Source organism: Actinomycetes bacterium (assembly GCA_024222295.1).
In the GTDB taxonomy this organism is placed as follows: Bacteria; Actinomycetota; Acidimicrobiia; order Acidimicrobiales; family Microtrichaceae; genus JAAEPF01.
On the sequence record JAAEPF010000091.1, the window covers coordinates 41,664 to 59,751 of the forward strand.

Below are 18,088 nucleotides of genomic sequence, written 5' to 3' on the forward strand. Positions count from 1 at the left end.
AATCGGTAAAAATGTGGGAGGCGCAACGATCGCTGTGGCGGCGGCGGGCAGCCGGGGCAGTCGTTGCATTGCTGAAAGGGAATGCGATGAGCATCACGGACCGAGAGCGAACCGGTCAGCCGGTCGCACAGGAACCCGCTGAGCCGGAACCCGCCGGGGAGCAAGTCGAGGTCGTGGCGCCCATCAGCCGTGATCCGCTGTGGCCCGACTACTTCGCCCGCCGCGGCCAGCCCGATGCCGCCAACTGGCAGTACCAGGGCTATCCGTCGGACACCGGGCGGGTCTGGCGTGCCTACTACACCCTCGTCGCCGGCCATCCCGTGGTCGCGTACCACGGCATGAAGCACTTCTACCAGAGCCTCATCTACCGGGTCACCAACGAGGAGACCGGCGACCACGCCGCACCGTGGATGTCTGCGCTCACCCCGGTGGGCATGGCGGTGACCCCATTCGTGTCGCTCGCAGCGGTGGCAACGATGCCCCCGTACCTGAGCAAGGTGCGCGGGGCGGAGATTCCGCCGTTGTTCGAGCCGTTTACGTTCATGGGCTGGGCCAACTACAACGTGATGCTCGTCACCATGTTCACGATGCACAGCTACAAGCAACACCAGATGGGCTGGAGCCCCGCCCAGGCGCTGCGGCACAGCTCCAAGGTGTTCTGGCACGACTTCTTCGAGCGCAACCTGCCCGAGGGCCACCAGTCGACGCTGCAGCACGGAGTGATCGCCAACGGTGTCATCAAGGGCGAGGTGCCCTTCGGTGACTTCGTGGTGAAGCCCACCAAGGGCGGTGCCGGCCAGATGCTGCGCACGATCATGTGGGACGCGGACGACCAGCTCTACCGCTGCGACGATCCGGAGAAGTCGGACGAGGAACCCGACCAGTGGACCCGCGACGAGATGGTCGCGTGGCTGGAAGACACCTACGGCGAAGCAGTGATCGAGCGTTTCGAGCGCATGCGCGAGCCATTCCCTACGGGGTCGTTCCGCGTGATGACCCTCAACGTCGACAAGGAGGCCGAACTGATCGCAGCGGTGTTCCTGCCTGCACCCGATGGGTCCAACTCGACCGCCTACTTCGACCTCGACACGCACCTCGTCGACTACGAGACCAGCAGCGTCGGCCGTCCGATCCGGGCCGACAGCGACGGCAGGTGGGAAGGAATCGCGGTGCCGGAACTCGACGAGGTGATCGAGGCTTGCATCGCCATGCACAACGAGCTGCCCGCACACGTGGAGATCAGCTGGGACGTGCTGCTCACCGAGCATGGCCCGGTGTACCTCGAGGGCAACGTGTTCCCACCCGGGTGCGACTACAAGCTCACCGTGTTCAAGGACTGGGACAACTTCACGCTGCTCAAGGACGAGCTGCTTGAGGACCGCGAGCCCGAAGGTGTCGCCGGGGCTGTCGAAGCGACCGCCGAGCCAGTCGGCAATGCTGTGGGCGCGGCAGTCGGCGCAGTGGTCGAAGCGGCCTGGGATGTGACCGAGCGCACGCAGCGAACGGTGCGCTCGGGGTTGCGTCAGCTGGCAGGCGTGTTCAGGTAGTCGGCGAACTCCCGGCACGGCTGGGCACGCAAGCCGGGGCACGGTGGCAGTTCCGCCGGGTAGCCGGTGATCGACGACGTGACGGGCAGCACGAGCCGTGACGCCATCTCGGCGTTGTGCGCCACATCGAAGCTGGCGCCCTCTTGCCCGTCGGCGAGGATGTAGGCCCAGCGCACACGGTCTCCGCCAGGTGTGTGCACGGACAGGCGGATCCTCGATCCGGCACGCACAACGTGTGCGAACGGGAAGATCTCGACCCGCGCCTCTGTGAATTCGTCGACCGGCATCGGGGAGGCGTCTTCCTCGTAGCCGCTGTGGTTGGGCCAGAGCTCTGTCGAGTTGTCCTCGGTGGCCCGCATCGAGCCGCGCAGCACGCCGGACTGGATGTAGACCTCCTGGCCATCGGGGCGGACCTCGGACAGGGTCACCCCGATGTCGGCTTCGGGAGCCGACGAGCGGATGAACAGGTCGGCAGAGGCCGACCCGGCGAGGGCGAGGTCCTCGGTCAGCGGCTCGGACACGAACACAGCGGCGCTGCCAGCAGGCTCCTGGGCCCACTCGTAGTCCGGCAATGCCTTGAAGGCGTCGCCGCTGCCACCCGGCAGGGTGACTGTCTCGGCGAGCTCGCCGTCGACGTCGTAGCGCGACGCGCCGCCGTCATCGAGCGGTTCGGCCTCGGTGAGCGTGCCATCCGCGTTGAGGTAGAACGGGAGGGCCGACACATCGGCGGGCGGCCACTGGTCGAAGCGGTACTCGGCAGTGCCGCCGGGTGCGCCCGGTTGCTCGGGGTCCGAGGCGCCGTTCTCGAGGATGAGCCTCACGGGCTTCTCGGCCTCGTAGGCCGCTCGTGCCTCCTCGACGGTGTCGAACTCCGAGTAGGGCACCGCCTCGAGCTCGAGGGTGGCGCCGAACACGTCCTCCATGAGGATCGGGGCAAGCAGGTTCATGATCGGTGGGATCGTGGGCACCTGGTCGGCCACGTAGAGATCGAGGAATGCCTTCCACTCCGACAGGTTCATCGGCGCGAAGCCGTCGGCGTGGGCGCCGTTCCACATGCTGAAGCGCACCAGCGGCGAGTTGGGGAACTTGTCCCACAGGAGCGGGAACCGGCCACCGGTCTGCTCGTCCTGGAAGGAGCCCGACAGGAAGATCGGCACCTCGATGTCCTCACCGAAGACGCTCGGGTTGTACCAGTCGCCCAGCTCCGGCGGGTAGTGGTCGTAGGAAAGCGCCACCTCGGTGACGTCGACGTTCTGGCCGCGGAGCTTCTGGTTCTCTGCGCACTGGGCATCGCCGTCCTCGATGAGCTCCTCCTCCCAGCCCTGGCCCAGTGGCTCGGCCTTCTCCAGCACCTGCTCGGCCCATGAGAGGGCGAAGCCCTCGTTGTGGATGCCGCCGGGGGCGAGGAGGCCACGAACCGTGTCGTCCATCACCGACAGGGGCGTGATCGCCGCGAGGCTCGGAGGCTGGGCGCGGGCCACGAACAGTTGCGTGATGCCCGGGTAGGACAGCCCCACCATGCCGACCTTGTTGTCGTAGACCCAGTCCTGGGAGGCGACGGTCTCGATCACGTCGTAGCCGTCGAGGGTCTGCAGCGGTTCGTTGTAGTCGTAGGCGCCGCCGGAGCAGCCGGTGCCGCGCACGTTGACCGCCACAACTGCGTAACCCATCCCCAGCGCGATGATCGAGCTGGGCTGTGCCGGCGCGTTGCAGAGGAACTCGACGGTCTCGCACAGCGACTCCGCGTCGATGCCGAGCTCCTCCAGCTTCTCCGCGTTGGACTCGAGCAGGTTGCCCCCGGGCTTGGCCGGGTCGTACCCGGAGTACTCGACCACGGTGGGGTAGGGGCCGTCCTCGGCCGGCCCTGGCAGGTAAACCGAGGCCGACAGCTGGGTGCCGTCGCGGGTCTCGATGTAGGTGTAGCCGGGTTCCAGGGTCTGGCCCGCGTAGAAGTCACGCTCGGGGAGTGACTCCTCGAGGGTCGGCAACTCGACGGTCCCGGTGACCTGCTCCTCGTTGTCGTCGGTGGCTTCGGCTGCGACGCGGTACTCGCCTGCATCAAGCTCGCGGAAGATAAGGGCGCCCTCGTCGTCGGCATTGCCGGAGACGACTTCCTCTGCGTCGGAGTAGAGGGTGAGCTCCACACCTGGTTCGGCCCCCGTGACCGTCAACTGGCCAACGCTCGCATTGGTGGAGAATGTCGCCCGGGCGGTATCGGCCCCGAGCACCGATGGCTCTGCCGCCTCGTCGGAGGTGGTGCAGGCGGATGCCAACAACGCGGTGGTTGCCAGTGCGCACAGCCCAAGCTTTGTGATCGATCGTGACATCGTTTCCCCTCGGTGCCCTTGGAACCCTCGGATCCCGCCCCGTTACAGGTGCGTGTACCGATCCAAAGTGAATCGGGTTCACCGGGTCATGGCAAATCACCGAGCAGCGCCCCCGGATCGGTGTGCCCGCCCATGGAATGATGTTGGCCATGAGTGACAACGACGCCCCACCGGGCGCCAACGCGGCCGACCTGGGTGACGGGATCGATCCCGATGCCGAGGACTTCCTGTACGACGAGTTCGCGTGGTTTTCCGAGAACTGCGCCGAGTACGACCTGGCGTGGGACGGTCAGGCGGAAGTGGAACGCGTGCAAGTGCCCGCGGGCGACCTGGGAGATTTGTCGATGCTGCGCTGGGGCAGCGGTCACCCGGAGGTCGTGTTCCTGCACGGCAGCGCACAGAACGCGCACACCTGGGACACGGTCGCGCTGGCGATGGGCCAGCCTCCCGCGCTGGCCGTGGACCTGCCGGGTCACGGCCGCTCGCTGTGGCGAAAGGACGGCCGCTATGACCCGCACAGCAACGCCGACACCGTGCTGGCGGCGCTCGAGTCGGTGCTCGAACAGCCGGTGTTGCTCGTCGGGATGTCGCTCGGTGGACTCACCGCGAACCGCGTCTCCAAGCTGAACTCGGACCTCGTGACCCGCCAGGTCGTGGTGGACATCACCCCGGGCGTCACGCGCGACAAGGCCAAGGAGATCCACGACTTCATCGCTGGGCCGCAGACCTTCGCCAGCTTCAGCGAGATCTTCGAGCGCACGGTGGAGTTCAACCCGACTCGATCGAAGACCTCGCTTCGCCGTGGCATCCTGCACAACGCGCACCGCCTGGATGACGGATCCTGGGAGTGGAACTACGACCGGGCGCAGCCCGACGGCGGCACCCCGTTCCCCGAGCGCGACGATCTCTGGGCCGACGTCGCGGCCACGAAGATGCCCTATCTGCTCACCCGCGGAGCGGACAGCCCCGTTGTCGACGACGACGATGTGGCGGAGTTGAGGCGCCAGCGCCCTGCGGCGCGTGTCGAGATGGTCGAGGCCGCAGGCCACAGCATCCAGGGCGACCAGCCGGTCGTGCTGGCCGGGATGCTGTCTGCGGAACTGGACGCCTGAGCGCGCCCCGTGGCCGAAGCAGCTGCCTCCGGCGCCCCCGAGTACCCAGCTTCGTGGGAGGCCGACGTGGCACTCCGCGACGGCCACACCGTGAGGGTGCGGCCGATCCATCCCACCGACGCCGAGGAACTCGGAGCGTTCCACCAACGGCAGTCGGCGGAGTCCATCTACTTCCGGTTCCTGTCGCCGCGCCCCACCCTCTCGGACAAGGAGCTGGCCCGCTTCACGCAGCTCGACTACGAGGACCGGATGGCGTTCGTGGGGGTGCTCGGCGACAAGATCATCGCGGTCGCCCGCTACGAACGGTATGACGGAACCGACACCGCAGAAGTCGCGTTCCTGGTCGACGACGACCACAACGGCCGCGGCCTCGCAACGGTGATGCTCGAGTACCTGGCGGCGGCAGCGCGCCACAACGGGCTGCACAGGTTCAGCGCCTCCACGCTGCCCAACAACCGCAAGATGCTCAGCGTGTTCGCGAGGGCCGGTTTCGATGTGTCATCACGCATCGAGGACGGAGTCGTGGCCCTGTCGTTCGCGATCGACCCGACTGACGAGTCGACCGCGGCGGCTGACCGCAGGGAACGACAGGCCGAGGCCGCCACTGTCCAGCGGCTGCTCCGTCCCGAGTCGGTCGCCGTACTGGGCAGTTGGGCCCCCGGAGGTCTCGGGGCAGCAGCAGTGGAGGCGATCGTGTGGGGCGGATATCGCGGCGAACTCTGCATGGTTCGCACCGGCGCCGCAGCGACCGGGCAGGCCGAGAGTGATCCTCCGCAGGGCGTTGCGGCACTCGACGAGATCCCACGGGGCACCGACCTGGCGATCGTGGCCGTTGAGGCGGAACGGGTCCCCGCCATCGTGGAGCGCTGTGCCGATGCGGGGGTGGGTGCGATCCTGATCCACTCGGCCGGCTTCGCGGAGTCCGGCCCTCAGGGCGCTGCGTTGCAGGATCGTGTGGTCGAGGTGGCCCGTCGCAATGGTGTGCGGGTGCTCGGCCCCAACTGTTTGGGGCTGGTCAACACCGACCCGGACGTGAGTCTGCACGCCACCGTGGCGACCGGCTGGCCCCCGAGCGGGCACGTCGCAGTGTTCGCCGAGTCGGGAACGCTCGCCGCGGCGATCCTCGATGAGGCCCAGCGGCGGGAACTGGGCGTGTCGACCTTCGTCGCGGCCGGGAACCCGGCCGACGTTGGTGTTGCCGACATGCTCAGCTACTGGACCGACGACGCGGCGAGCGATGCCGTGCTGCTCTACATGCGGTCGTCGGGACTGCCCGCCCGGCTGGTGCGCGCCGCCCGGGCGGCAGCGTTGCGCAAGCCGGTCGCAACCCTCGGCAGTGTGTTCCTCGGCGCGTCCGATTCCCAACAGGCCCTCCGGCGCGTCGAGGCCCTGACCCGCCAGACCGGGGTGATCAGCGTCGGATCGCTCGAGCAGTTGTTCGACCTGGGCCGCCTCATGGCCGATCAGCCGGTACCTGCCGGTGCCGGGGTGGCCGTGGTCGGCAACTCCGACGGCGCCGTGGCCATGGCCGCTGACGCATGTGCAGGCAGCGGACTGCAGCTGGTCGACCTTGCTGCTGACGGCAGCAACGGCGGGGGACCGGGAAATGCCGCGGACTACCAGAACCCCGTGAACCTCACCTTCAAGGCTCGAACAAGTGACTTCGTCGCTGCCCTCGATGCGGTTGCGCAGCACCCTGAAGTGCACAGCGTGCTGCTGGTGCACACGCCGCCCCGGATGAAGCGCTCACAGGAGATCGCCGATGCCGTCGTTGCGGTCTCGCAGCGACACCCGGATGTGACCTTTGCTGCCACGATGCTCGGCGCTGCCGGCACCCCCAGGATCGGCGACGACGGCAACTCGGTGCCGGTGTACTCGTTTCCCGAGCACGCAGCCCTGGCGCTCGGCCGCCTGGCCCGATATCGGCAGTGGAGCGAATCCAACCGCGAGGTCCCGACCGGGACGCCGCTCGGGTGCGACATCGACGCTGCGAGGGAGGTCACCGCCGTTGCGCTGGCGCGACAGGATCGCGACGAGTCGGTGCAGCTCACCCTCGAGGAGCAGGAGAGGCTGCTCTCGGCGTTCGCAGTGCCGATCGCAGCGCGCGACGTGGTGGCGGATGCCGACGCGGCCATGGCGGCCGTGGAGCGGATCGGCTGGCCGGTCGCGATCAAGGCGCACCGGCGTGACCGGCGTACCCGCACAGCGGCCAGCGGCGTGGCCGTCGACCTTGCCGATGAAGCCGACCTTCGGGCCACATGGGAACGGATGGAAAGCGTGCTGGGCGCCGACATGCACCCAGCCGCCGTGCAGCGCTACATCGAACGCGGCGTCGACGCCTCTGTGGTGCTGCGTCGCACTCCGGGCGGTGGCACGATCGAGGTCGGCCTGGGCGGACCCGTGGCGGCGCTCGACGACCGCCAGTTCGGTCTGCTGCCGCTCAGTCTCCACGACGCTCAGTCGCTCGTGTCGTCCAGCTCGGTGGGCAGGGCCCTGTCCGACCCGCTCGACCGGGTGGCGCTCGTCGGTGTGGTGCAACGACTGGCCGAGCTGATGGAGCAGGTGGAGGAGATCTGTTTCATCGAGGCCGATCCCGTGATCGCATCGGTTGATGGCGCATGGGTGGCCGACGTGACCGTCGAGGTGTGTCCGCCCGAGAAGTCCCTCCCCGTGCGCAAGCTCGACTAGCGGCCGACTGGACGTGAACGTGCCCGCAGCCACTTCAGAAGTGGTGGGGTCGCGCGGGGTCAGCGAGGTTCGCGGGCCAGCCCCAGCATCCGTTCGCCGACGATGTTGCGCAGTATCTGCGTGGTGCCGCCCATGAGGGTGTAGGCGGGGGAGTAGCAGACGCCCCTCGAGACCCGGTTCCAACCCATGGCTGCGGGGCCCGCCACGTCCACGCAGAACTCGGCCACGCGCTGCTCGAACTCGGTGCACATGGTCTTGGTCACCGACGACCAACCCACGGGGGCCTGTCCCATCACCTCGCGAAGCACCATGTTGCGCCCGATCAGGTAGCCCGACTCCAGGGCAGCGATCCTCTGTCGTACCCGGGGATCCGTCCGGTCGGCAGCTTCCAGCGCGTCCAGGTAGAGCCGCCGGTTGGACACCAGCCGGTCGATGCCGCCGCGCTCATGTTCCATCTGGCGCATCACCTGGCGGAAGCTTCCATTGGGCTCCCCGACGAGGTTGGCGTCAGGTACGGCCACGGAGTCGAGCAGCACCTCGCAGAAGTGCTCGTTGCCCGTGGCGTCGGTGATGCGCCGCACCTCGATGCCGGGCGACGACATGTCCACCACGAACTCCGACAGCCCGGCGTGGGGTGGGGCGTCGGGGTCGGTGCGGGCGATGAGGTAGCACCAGTCGGCCTCTGCGGCACCCGAGGTCCAGACCTTCGCCCCGTCGACCTCCCACTCGCCGCCGGCGGGGCCGTGGCGGTGCACCGCTCGGGTGCGGATGGAGGCCACGTCGGAGCCGGCGTCGGGCTCGCTCATGCCGATGCACCAGGCCGAGGTGCCCGCCACGATGTCCCCGAGCCAACGACGCCGTTGGTCGTCGTTGCCGAACTGCAGCAGCGTCGGGCCGATCTGGCGGTCCGCGAACCACGAGGTGGCGATCGGTGCGCCTGCTGAGATCAGCTCTTCGAACACCACGAAGCGTTCCAGGGCACTACGACCATGGCCGCCCCACTCGACGGGCCATGTCATGCCCAACCAGCCCAGCTCTGCGAGTTGGAGGGAGAACTCGCGCGACGTTCCGATGAGCCAGGAGTCCTCGGTCACTTCCAGGTCTGCTGTGGCGGCGGCGCCCACCTCACGGGCTTGTGCGGCGAGTTCCACGAGCTCCGCAGGTAGGTGGAAGTCGAGGCTGTCTGGGGTGCCCATCTGCCAATCCTTGCGCGCCGCTACTGTTCCGGGCCATGCGAGCGATTGTTCTCGAGTCATATGGCGGCCCCGAAGTCCTCACCCCGATGGAGGTGCCCGACCCCACACCCGCTGCCGACGAGGTGCTGGTCGACATCGCCGCCACGGCGGTCAACCGTGCCGACCTCCTGCAGCGCATGGGCCTCTACCCGGGGCCGCCGATGGAACACGAGATCCCCGGCATGGAACTCGCGGGCCGGGTGGCCGCAGTCGGTGAGCGCGTGACCAGGTGGTCAGAGGGCGATGAGGTCATGGCCATCGTCGGCGGCGGTGCCTATGCGGAGAAGGTGGCTGTGCACGAGCGCCAGCTGATGCCGGTTCCAACCGTTGTCGGCCTGCCCGACGCCGGTGCCATCCCTGAGGTCTTCATCACGGCGTACGACGCGCTCGTGCTGCAGGGCGGACTCGGCGCCGGTGGTTGGGCGCTGGTTCACGCCGGAGCATCGGGTGTGGGAACGGCCGCCATACAGATCTGCAGGGCAGTCGGCGCCCGGGTGGCGGTGACGTGCTCGGCGGGCAAGGTCGAGGCCTGCCGCGAGCTGGGTGCAGACCTCGTGGTCGACTACACGTCGCAGGACTTCGTGGCAGAGGTCGGCCAGGCCACCTATGGCCACGGGGTCGACGTGGTGCTCGATGTGATCGGCGGCGACTACGTGCAGCGCAACGTGAGGGTGTCCGCGGTTGGCGGTCACATCATCCAGGTCGGCGTGATGGGCGGCGGAAAGGCCGAGGTCAACGTCGGAGACCTGTTGCCGAAGCGCCTGTCACTCACAGGCACGGTGCTGCGGGGCCGCCCGGTCGAGGAGAAGATCGCGGTCTCCCGGCGCTGTGAGCACGACCTCCTGCCGCTTTTCGACGCGGGAACGCTCCGCCCGGTCATCGACCGCCGCATGTCGCTGTGGGAGGTGGCAGAGGCACATGAACTGGTCGCAGCGAACGCCACGGTCGGCAAGGTGGTCCTGCAGCCCTGAGTGGTCCGCTCCGGCTCAGCGCACGGCCACTTCGCACACGGTGGTCTCGTAGGTCTCGTACCACTCCTGTGCGCCGCGGCGTTGTGCCTCGGCGTGCTCGGGGTTCGCACTCCAAGCAGCGATCGCGTCGAGTGACTCCCACCTGCACACAGTGATGCCCACCCCGTCGGCGCCGCGCACCGATTCGATCGACACGAACCCGGGCTGCTCGCGGCAGAGTTCCTCCATGCGGGCCGAGGTCTCGTCGTAGCCGGGCGCAGGATCGCGCAGCTTGGAGGTGAAGATGACCGCGTACAACTAGGGGTGTCCGCTCAGCGGTCGACGATGTTCACGTAGTCGCGTTGCTCGGAACCCGTGTAGACCTGCCGCGGGCGGTAGATGCGGCTGTTCTGGTCGAGCAACTCGATGTAGTGCGACAGCCAGCCCGCTGTGCGCGGGATCGCGAAGAGAACCGTGAACATGTCCATCGGGAAGCCCATGGCCTGGTAGATCAACCCGGAGTAGAAGTCGACGTTGGGGTACAGCTTGCGACTGATGAAGTAGTCATCGCTCAGGGCGACCTCTTCGAGCGCCAGCGCGATGTCGAGCAGCGGGTTCTTGCCCGTGACCTCGAACACCTCATCAGCGGTGCGCTTGATGATCGTGGCGCGGGGGTCGTAGTTCTTGTAGACGCGGTGCCCGAATCCCTGCAGCAGCTTCTCGCCCCGCTTCACCTCTTCGACGTAACGGGCGACGTTGTCGGCGCTGCCGATCTCGTTGAGCATGCGGATCACGGCCTCGTTGGCGCCACCGTGGCGGGGGCCGTACAGGGCCGAGGCAGCAGCCGCGGTGGAGATGTAGGGATCCGCGTGTGCGGAGCCGACCGTGCGCATGGCGGTGGTGGAGCAATTCTGCTCGTGGTCCGCGTGCAGGATGAACAGCACGTCGAGTGCCCTGGCCAACACCGGGTTGGCGTCGTAGCGGGGTTCGGCGGTCTTCCACATCATCGACAGGAAGTTGGCCGCGAAGTCGAGGCTGTTGTCGGGATAGACGAACGGCATGCCGACGCTGTGGCGGTAGGCGCCGGCTGCGAGGGTGGGCATCTTGGCGATCAGCCGAACGACCTGCTTCATGAGCACTTCGCGGTTCTCGATGTCCTTTGCCTCGGGGTAGAAGGTCGACAGCGCCGCGACGGTGGACACGAGGATCCCCATCGGGTGGGCGTCGTGGTGGAAGCCCTCCATGAACCGCTTGCGCACGTTCTCGTGGATGAACGTGTGGTGTGTGATCTCGTAGCGCCAGGCCTCGAACTCCTCGGCGCTGGGGAGGTCCCCGAAGATCAGCAGGTAGGCGACCTCGAGGTAGCTGGAGTGCTCAGCGAGCTGCTCGATGGGGTAGCCGCGGTAGCGGAGGATGCCTTCGGCGCCGTCGAGCTCGGTGACGGCGGATGCAGCGGCCGACGTGGCTCCGAAGGACGGGTCATGGAACCACACACCGGGAAGCAGCTTGCTCCATTCCGTGGCAGCCGCACCACCCTGGTCGATGGGAACCTCGATGCTGTCGCCAGTGCGGTTGTCGGTGATCGTGATGGTTTCGGGCACTGGATTCTCCTGAGGGGCGTACCCACCCATCCTAGGCGCTCCCAGGGGATTCCCTAATCGCCGCGGATGCACTGCACATCAGTGCTGTGGCGCAACAGCGTCTGGCTGCGCGCACAACGGAACAGTGTTTCCATTCGGGCCGCAGCGTGGACGACCTCACTCGTCGGGATCGATGCCCGGCACCTTTGCGTGTTCCTCGAGGATCACCTCGCCGATCGTCTCCGCCACAACCCTCGCTGCGGCCGATGGCAGGCCCCTGCGTCGGCGGATCATGCCTACCGACCGGCGGGGCACGCCTGTGATCGGGATTGCGCGCCACGGTCCCTGCAGGCCTACGTTGGCGAGGCCCATGCTCGTGGCGGATGCCGGCACCACCCCCGCGCCGAAGCCTCCGAAGGCGAGCGAGGCCAACAGCCGCATGCCGTCGAACTCGGCACGGGCCCGGAGCTCCACGCCGGCCTCGGTGGCCGCCCTGTCGAGCACATCGCGGAATGCGGTGCCGGGAGCTTCGAGCAGCAGCTCGTGCTCGGCGAGGTCGGTGAGCGTGACCTCCTCGCGGTCGTGCAGTGGATGGCCCTCGGGGGCTATGACCACGCGGTCCTCGGTGAACAGCGGCTGCACGTCCACATCGGGGTGTTCGACCGGGAGGTTGATCACGGCTAGGTCCACGGTGCCGCTCGTGGTGCCGAGCAGGAGCGCACTCGAAGGCGCATCCAGCACGACCACGCGGACCTCGGGGTACTTGTCCCACAGTCGTTGCAGCAGGGGGGCGACCAGCCAGCGGGCGGTGGTGCCGATCACACCCAGGCTCACAGCACCGACCACCACGTCGCGCAGGTAGGCGAGGTCGGAGTCGAGCGCGTTGAACTCGCCTTCGATCCGCCGGGCCCGTTCGAGTGCAGCGAGGCCCTCCGGTGTGGGCTCGGTCGTCGCCCGGTCGATGAGTGTCACGCCGAGATCGGACTCGAGGCGGCTGATGTGGGCGGACACGTTGGATTGCACGGTTCCGAGCGCCTTGGCGGCAGCAGAGAAGGACTTGTGCTCGGACACGGCGAGCAGGGCTCGGAGCTGCTTACGATCCATCGCTGAGAACGATAACAGATATCGACCATATTGCGTTGACCGATTGCTTGCTACTGGCTAACTTGATGATCACAACAAAACGCCTGAGGGCGCGGACGGTTCCCCCCAACCGACCCCCTTGGCGCAGCGTCCCTGGTTTCCCCCCAACCGGGACGCATTGCTGAAGGACTGGTGCCCCCCCGCCAGTCCTTCAGCCCGTTTTAGGGCGGACATCGTCCGGGGCTGCCTGTAGCGTCCAATGCGATGACCGACGACCGCACCGATTCAGATCCTTCTGCCGAGCCCACGTCCGGCGCGCCGCAGGGGGCGGCGTTCTTCGACCTTGACCGCACGCTGTTGATCGGCGCCTCCGGGCCATACATCAGCGAGGCACTGCGCCACGTGGGCCTCTTGTCCGGCGGGTCCAACCCGCTTGAATCACTCGTGTTCAAGGTCTTCAACACGATCGGCGAGACCAGGCCGGCCATGCTGATCACCCGCCAGGGTGCCCGGCTGGCCAAGGGCTGGAGCCTCGATCTGGTCCGTGCCGCGGCGGACATGGCCGCCGAGCCACTCGCCGAGGCCGTGGTTCCCTATGCCAAGCCGATCTTCGAGGAGCACCGGGCGGCGGGTCGCAGACTCGTGATCGCCACCACCACGCCGGTCGACCTCGTGAAGCCGCTGGCCGACGCCCTCGGCTTCGATGACGTGATCGCCACCCGCTACGGCCAACAGGAAGGGCGCTACGACGGCACCATCGACGGCATGTTCATCTGGGGCCGAGACAAGGCGAAGGCAGTCGCCGAGTACGCCGAGGCCAACGGGATCGACCTCGACGCGAGCTACGCCTATTCCGATTCCTTCTACGACGTGCCGCTGCTCTCGGTGGTCGGGCACCCCACGGCGGTCAACCCCGACCCGCGCATGTTGGCGATGGCCACCCTGCGGCGCTGGCCGGTGATGCACCTCGACGTGCCCGACGGAGTGCCCAAGTTCCTCGGGGTCGAGCCCCAGCAGGCAATGCAGTACCTCGCCCAACCGCAGGCCTTCCCGTACGTGCGCTTCGACATCGAGGGACTCGAGCGCATTCCGCTGCACGGTAAGTCCATCCTCGTGGCCAATCACCGCAGCTACTTCGACCCGCTGGCGGTTGGCTTCACGCTCGCCCGCCGTGGGCGTACGGTCCGCTTCCTGGGCAAGAAGGAAGTGTTCGACGCGCCGGTGGTGGGCGACATCGCTGCGGCAATGGGCGGCATCCGGGTGGACCGCGGAACCGGCTCCGACGAGCCGCTGCACGCCGCCGAGGAGGCTCTGGCCGCGGGGGAGATGGTGGCCGTGATGCCTCAGGGGACCATCCCGCGCGGGCCCGCCTTCTTCGACCCCGAGCTGAAGGGGCGGTGGGGTGCAGTGAAGCTCGCGCACGCCACGGGTGCGCCGATCGTCCCGGTGGGTATCTGGGGTACCGAGCGTGTGTGGCCGCGCAGCTCGAAGGTTCCCAACGTGGCCAACGTGCTGGCTCCGCCCACGGTGCGCATCCGGGTGGGCGAGCCGGTGGACATCAAGGGTGATGACCTCGACGAGGACACGGCCGCGATGATGGCGGCAATCGTCGATCTGTTGCCCGCAGAAGCCCGCGAGCAGCGCGAGCCCACCGAGGAGGAACTCGCGGCCACCTACCCAGACGGCAAGGTGCCCGCCGACGTCGACGAAGCCGCCGGCCACGAGTCCGACCGGCGCCCCGGCACCGACTGAACCGCACCCGGTCGCGTGGCGCGTCCGGGGCAGCTGCGTTGCTGGAGTTGATCGAACAGTCGTGTGGCGCCGGCGGGTCAGGACTGGGTGCGCTGGCGGATGATGTTGAGGGCGCTGCCGGCGCGGAACCAGTCGATGTGCTCCTGGCTCATCGTGTGGTTGCAGTGGAACTCGAGCGTCGAACCGTCGGGCTTGGTCAGCTCGCAGCGCACCGGCTTGCCCGGGGCCAGCTCGGTCAGGCCGGTGATGCTGATCCGGTCGTCCTGGTCGATCGCGTCGTGGGTGCCCGGCTCGGCGAAGGTGAGTCCGAGTACTCCCTGCTTCTTGAGGTTGGTCTCGTGGATGCGGGCGAACGAGCGCACGATGATGGCCTTGGCGTCACGGAAGCGTGGCTCCATGGCGGCGTGCTCGCGGCTCGAGCCCTCGCCCCAGTTCTCGTCACCCACGGCGACCCAGGGCTGGCCGGCCTCGTGGTAGTGGCGCGCGATGTCGGGGAACGACTTCGTCTCGCCGTCCAGTTGGTCCTTGCCCTCACCGACCGCATCGGTGAACGCGTTGACAGCACCGAGGAACAGGTTGCCCGAGATGTTCTCGAGGTGGCCTCGGTACTTGAGCCAGGGTCCGGCCATCGAGATGTGGTCGGTGGTGCACTTGCCCTTGGCCTTCAGCAGGATCGGGAGGTCCAGGTAGTCCTGGCCGTCCCAGGCCTCGAAGGGCGTCAGCAGCTGGAGTCGCTCCGAGGTGGGGCTGACCACGACGTCCACGCCGGAGCCATCGGCCGGGGGAGCGATGAAGCCCGACTCGCCGGGGGTGAATCCGGCGGAGGGCAGTTCGTCACCCACGGGCACCACGAGGCTGACCTCGTTGCCTGCATCGTTGGTCAGCGTGTCGGTGAGCGGATTGAAGTCGAGCGTGCCGGCGAGCGCCAGCGCCACGACCGTCTCCGGTGAGGTGACGAAAGCGAGCGTGTTGGCGGATCCGTCGTTGCGCTTCGGGAAGTTGCGGTTGTAGGAGGTGACGATCGTGTTTGGCTCGGACGTGACCGACTCGGGGCGCGACCACTGGCCGATGCAAGGCCCGCAAGCGTTGGCCAGCACCGTGGCGCCGGCCGCCTCGAACACCTCGAGCAGGCCGTCGCGCGCGATGGTGGCGCGCACCTGCTCGGAGCCCGGGGTGATGAGCAGGGGAGTCTTCACCTTCAGTCCGGCGTCGGCCGCGTTGCGCAGGATCGACGCCGCACGGGAGATGTCCTCGTATGACGAGTTGGTACACGAGCCGACCAACGCGGCCGACGGCTCCATCGGCCAGCCGTTCTCGGCGGCCTCTGCGCCGAGAGCGCCCACCGGGCGGGCCAGGTCGGGCGTTGCCGGGCCGTTGATGTGCGGCTCGAGTGTGGAGAGGTCGATCGTGATGACCTGGTCGTAGTGCTTCTCGGGTGCCTCCATCACGGCGTCGTCGGAGCGCAGGTGGTGCGCCACGGCGTCGGCTGCATCGGCAATCTCCTCGCGGCCGGTGGACTTGAGGTAGCGGCCTATGGCGTCGTCGTAGCCGAACACCGACGTGGTGGCACCGATCTCGGCGCCCATGTTGCAGATGGTGGCCTTGCCGGTGGCAGAGATGGAGTTGGCGCCGGGACCGAAGTACTCCACGATCGACCCGGTGCCGCCCTTCACGGTGAGGATGTCGGCGACCTTGAGGATCACGTCCTTGGGTGAGGACCAGCCATTGAGCTCACCGGTGAGCTGCACGCCGATCATCTTCGGCCAGCGCACGTTGAACGGGAACCCGGTCATTACGTCGACCGCATCTGCGCCGCCCACACCGATCGCGATCATGCCGAGGCCGCCGGCGTTGGGGGTGTGCGAGTCGGTGCCGATCATCATCCCGCCCGGGAAGGCGTACTGCTCGAGTACGACCTGGTGGATGATTCCCGAGCCCGGCTTCCAGAAGCCGATGCCGTACCTGGCGGAAACGGACTCGAGGAAGTCGTAGACCTCCGAGTTGCCCTGCTCGGCGGCGAGCAGGTCGATCTTGCCGTCTTCCTTGGCCTGGATTAGATGGTCGCAGTGCACTGTGGAAGGCACAGCCACCTCGGGCAGGCCGGCCGTCATGAACTGGAGCAGCGCCATCTGGGCGGTGGCGTCCTGCATCGCTACCCGGTCGGGACGCAGGTCGTTGTAGGTGGTGCCCCTCTCGAATTCCTCGGCCGGGTCATCGAGGTGGGCGACCAGGATCTTCTCCGCCAGGGTTAGTGGGCGCCCGAGGCGCTCCCGGGTGGGATCGATGCGCTGGTCGAACTTCTCGTAGGCGGCCCTGACGAGTTCGATCGGGGTGGAAGCGGTGACGGCCATGATGGTTCCTCCTTCGGGGGGCGGATTCCGGCTCGGGATTCCGCCCGCTCAGCGGACAATACAAGTACAATACATGTTCGTGAGGGCCATTCGCTACCAGCAGATCGCAGAAGACCTGCGCAGCAGGCTCGCCGACGGCGAGTTCACCGACGGCCGCCTGCTTCCTTCCGAGTCGGACCTGTCGGCGAGCTACGAGGCGAGCCGGGTCACCATCCGCCGAGCACTGGAACAGCTGCGCGCCGAGGGTCTGGTTGAGTCGAGGCAGGGATTCGGCTGGTCGGTGTGCGCCGAGCCGCTTCGCCAGGACCTGTCGCGCCTGGCCACGATCGACGCGCAGCTGGCCGCCGCGGGAGTCTCCTCGAAGAGGCGAATCGTGGACTTCGGATTCGTGGAGTCACCGCTTCGGGTGCGCGAGCTCCTGGGTGAGAAGACCGTGCTGGAGGTGCGGCGCGTCCAGATGGGCGACGACTCGCCCCTCGCGAGGGTGACGGTGTGGTGCCCGGAGGAACTCGGAGCCTCGCTCAGCCGCGACGACGTGGAACGGTCGTCGTTCCTGGAACAGCTGCCGGTGGCGCTCGGTGGAGCGACCCAGACCATCGGTGCCGATGCCGCCCGGCCCGGGGACGCGGAGTTGCTCGACATCGCCACCGGGTCGCCCGTGCTCGTGGTCGAGCGGATCACCCGCAACTCCGACGGTCGTCCGGTGCTCGTGTCCGAACACGTCGTGCCGGCGAACCGGATGCAGTTCGCGGTGGAGTTGCCGGTCGACGACGGCCTGCTCGACCCCAGCGGGATGCGCCTCGTCGACGGATCCCGAGGCTGAAACGCTGCCCGCCGACCAAGGCCGACTGCTCGTGGGACCCGGGCCCAAAACGGCCGGTGGGGCCCCGAAGGGCCCCACCGCAACGTAACTCTGGTTGGTCTTCGCTGATCAGGTCAGCTCGGAGCCAGCCGAGGAGAAGTTGGTCTCGATGCCGCCCTTGAGGAACGACATCGCGGCGATGCATGCGACGGCGATCAGGGCCACGAGCAGTGCGTACTCCACGAGGGATGCGCCACGCTCGGTGCGAACCTGAGCCTCGAGCCAAGCCTTGATGAAATCGATCTGAACCATTGTCTGTACTCCTTGAGTGTGGGCTTTTCCGAATGTGCTTTGTGCTGGTGCTTCGAGGCGTTTGCCTCTGACCAGAACTTCGGTGCAGATCGGGGGTACCTGAATAGGTCGGATGACCTATCCGGGCCGAAATGGCCATTCCGTTGGGGCTTGTGGACTGTTTGTCGCGACTTCCGCGCTCCTGATGCGTCGCAGCGCCACCAGGAGCCCATGGATGCAGCGCCACCAGGAGCCCATGGCTGGGGCCTGAACGCGCCGCGGGGGCGCCGCGCGGGCTCCCCTTCGGGTTCCGGTTCCCGCGCACTCTGGCTGGGGCCGGCGCGTCGGTGGCCCGGGGTGCGGACTACGG

Annotated in this window: 13 protein-coding genes; 6 read left to right on the plus strand and 7 right to left on the minus strand. The window is 67.7% G+C overall.

What is annotated here, in order from left to right:
• The first annotated feature begins 86 nt into the window (after positions 1 to 86).
• Positions 87 to 1,547 carry a hypothetical protein gene (locus tag GY812_17215; protein ID MCP4437220.1) on the plus strand — a complete coding sequence of 487 codons (1,461 nt, stop codon included), beginning with the start codon at positions 87 to 89 and terminating at the stop codon, positions 1,545 to 1,547.
• Here GY812_17215 and GY812_17220 read toward each other — a convergent pair.
• The gene (locus tag GY812_17220; protein MCP4437221.1) at positions 1,523 to 3,874 is read right to left on the minus strand and encodes a CocE/NonD family hydrolase; all 2,352 of its coding nucleotides are present in this window, start codon (positions 3,872 to 3,874) and stop codon (positions 1,523 to 1,525) included. The two genes, GY812_17215 and GY812_17220, sit on opposite strands and share 25 nt — an antisense overlap.
• A 149-nt stretch (positions 3,875 to 4,023) precedes the next feature.
• On the opposite strand from GY812_17220, the gene GY812_17225 reads away from it, so the two are divergent.
• Complete coding sequence (locus tag GY812_17225) at positions 4,024 to 4,986, plus strand: alpha/beta hydrolase (protein ID MCP4437222.1); 963 nt, start codon at positions 4,024 to 4,026, stop codon at positions 4,984 to 4,986.
• 9 nt (positions 4,987 to 4,995) lie between these two features.
• On the plus strand, positions 4,996 to 7,674 hold the full coding sequence (locus tag GY812_17230) for a GNAT family N-acetyltransferase (GenBank protein ID MCP4437223.1): 2,679 nt from the start codon (positions 4,996 to 4,998) through the stop codon (positions 7,672 to 7,674).
• A gap of 59 nt (positions 7,675 to 7,733) precedes the next feature.
• On the opposite strand, the gene GY812_17235 is transcribed toward GY812_17230, so the two are convergent.
• On the minus strand, positions 7,734 to 8,870 hold the full coding sequence (locus GY812_17235) for an acyl-CoA dehydrogenase (GenBank protein ID MCP4437224.1): 1,137 nt from the start codon (positions 8,868 to 8,870) through the stop codon (positions 7,734 to 7,736).
• Between the two features lie 35 nt (positions 8,871 to 8,905).
• Here GY812_17235 and GY812_17240 point away from each other — a divergent pair, with 35 nt between their 5' ends.
• Positions 8,906 to 9,880 (plus strand): NAD(P)H-quinone oxidoreductase, encoded by a 975-nt coding sequence (locus tag GY812_17240; protein MCP4437225.1) that lies wholly within the window; start codon positions 8,906 to 8,908, stop codon positions 9,878 to 9,880.
• A 15-nt stretch (positions 9,881 to 9,895) separates the two neighbouring features.
• Here GY812_17240 and GY812_17245 read toward each other — a convergent pair whose 3' ends face one another.
• The 3 genes from GY812_17245 to GY812_17255 form a co-directional block, all read right to left on the minus strand.
• Positions 9,896 to 10,108, minus strand: a complete 213-nt coding sequence (locus tag GY812_17245) for an antibiotic biosynthesis monooxygenase (GenBank protein ID MCP4437226.1) — start codon at positions 10,106 to 10,108, stop codon at positions 9,896 to 9,898.
• Between the two features lie 83 nt (positions 10,109 to 10,191).
• Positions 10,192 to 11,490, minus strand: a complete 1,299-nt coding sequence (locus GY812_17250) for a citrate synthase (GenBank protein ID MCP4437227.1) — start codon at positions 11,488 to 11,490, stop codon at positions 10,192 to 10,194.
• A gap of 126 nt (positions 11,491 to 11,616) precedes the next feature.
• The gene (locus tag GY812_17255) at positions 11,617 to 12,543 is read right to left on the minus strand and encodes a LysR family transcriptional regulator (protein ID MCP4437228.1); all 927 of its coding nucleotides are present in this window, start codon (positions 12,541 to 12,543) and stop codon (positions 11,617 to 11,619) included.
• A 243-nt stretch (positions 12,544 to 12,786) separates the two neighbouring features.
• Between GY812_17255 and GY812_17260 the strand changes: the two genes are divergently transcribed.
• Complete coding sequence (locus GY812_17260; protein ID MCP4437229.1) at positions 12,787 to 14,274, plus strand: HAD-IB family hydrolase; 1,488 nt, start codon at positions 12,787 to 12,789, stop codon at positions 14,272 to 14,274.
• A 77-nt stretch (positions 14,275 to 14,351) separates the two neighbouring features.
• Here the strand turns inward: GY812_17260 and GY812_17265 are convergent, their stop codons facing one another.
• Positions 14,352 to 16,625: an aconitate hydratase gene (locus tag GY812_17265; protein ID MCP4437230.1), complete on the minus strand. Its 2,274-nt coding sequence runs from the start codon at positions 16,623 to 16,625 to the stop codon at positions 14,352 to 14,354.
• 79 nt (positions 16,626 to 16,704) lie between these two features.
• On the opposite strand from GY812_17265, the gene GY812_17270 reads away from it, so the two are divergent.
• Positions 16,705 to 17,448, plus strand: coding sequence for a GntR family transcriptional regulator (locus tag GY812_17270; GenBank protein MCP4437231.1), 744 nt, complete (start codon positions 16,705 to 16,707; stop codon positions 17,446 to 17,448).
• Between the two features lie 108 nt (positions 17,449 to 17,556).
• Here GY812_17270 and GY812_17275 read toward each other — a convergent pair whose 3' ends face one another.
• Positions 17,557 to 17,739, minus strand: a complete 183-nt coding sequence (locus GY812_17275; protein ID MCP4437232.1) for a Flp family type IVb pilin — start codon at positions 17,737 to 17,739, stop codon at positions 17,557 to 17,559.
• Positions 17,740 to 18,088: the final 349 nt, after the last annotated feature.

Bases quoted from the DNA above. Each gene is read 5' to 3' on its own strand.
- GY812_17215 (MCP4437220.1), top strand. From the start codon at position 87: ATGAGCATCACGGACCGAGAGCGAACCGGTCAGCCGGTCGCACAGGAA.
- GY812_17220 (MCP4437221.1), bottom strand. From the start codon at position 3,874: ATGTCACGATCGATCACAAAGCTTGGGCTGTGCGCACTGGCAACCACC.
- GY812_17225 (MCP4437222.1), top strand. From the start codon at position 4,024: ATGAGTGACAACGACGCCCCACCGGGCGCCAACGCGGCCGACCTGGGT.
- GY812_17235 (MCP4437224.1), bottom strand. From the start codon at position 8,870: ATGGGCACCCCAGACAGCCTCGACTTCCACCTACCTGCGGAGCTCGTG.
- GY812_17240 (MCP4437225.1), top strand. From the start codon at position 8,906: ATGCGAGCGATTGTTCTCGAGTCATATGGCGGCCCCGAAGTCCTCACC.
- GY812_17245 (MCP4437226.1), bottom strand. From the start codon at position 10,108: ATGGAGGAACTCTGCCGCGAGCAGCCCGGGTTCGTGTCGATCGAATCG.
- GY812_17250 (MCP4437227.1), bottom strand. From the start codon at position 11,490: ATGGGTGGGTACGCCCCTCAGGAGAATCCAGTGCCCGAAACCATCACG.
- GY812_17255 (MCP4437228.1), bottom strand. From the start codon at position 12,543: ATGGATCGTAAGCAGCTCCGAGCCCTGCTCGCCGTGTCCGAGCACAAG.
- GY812_17260 (MCP4437229.1), top strand. From the start codon at position 12,787: ATGACCGACGACCGCACCGATTCAGATCCTTCTGCCGAGCCCACGTCC.
- GY812_17265 (MCP4437230.1), bottom strand. From the start codon at position 16,625: ATGGCCGTCACCGCTTCCACCCCGATCGAACTCGTCAGGGCCGCCTAC.
- GY812_17275 (MCP4437232.1), bottom strand. From the start codon at position 17,739: ATGGTTCAGATCGATTTCATCAAGGCTTGGCTCGAGGCTCAGGTTCGC.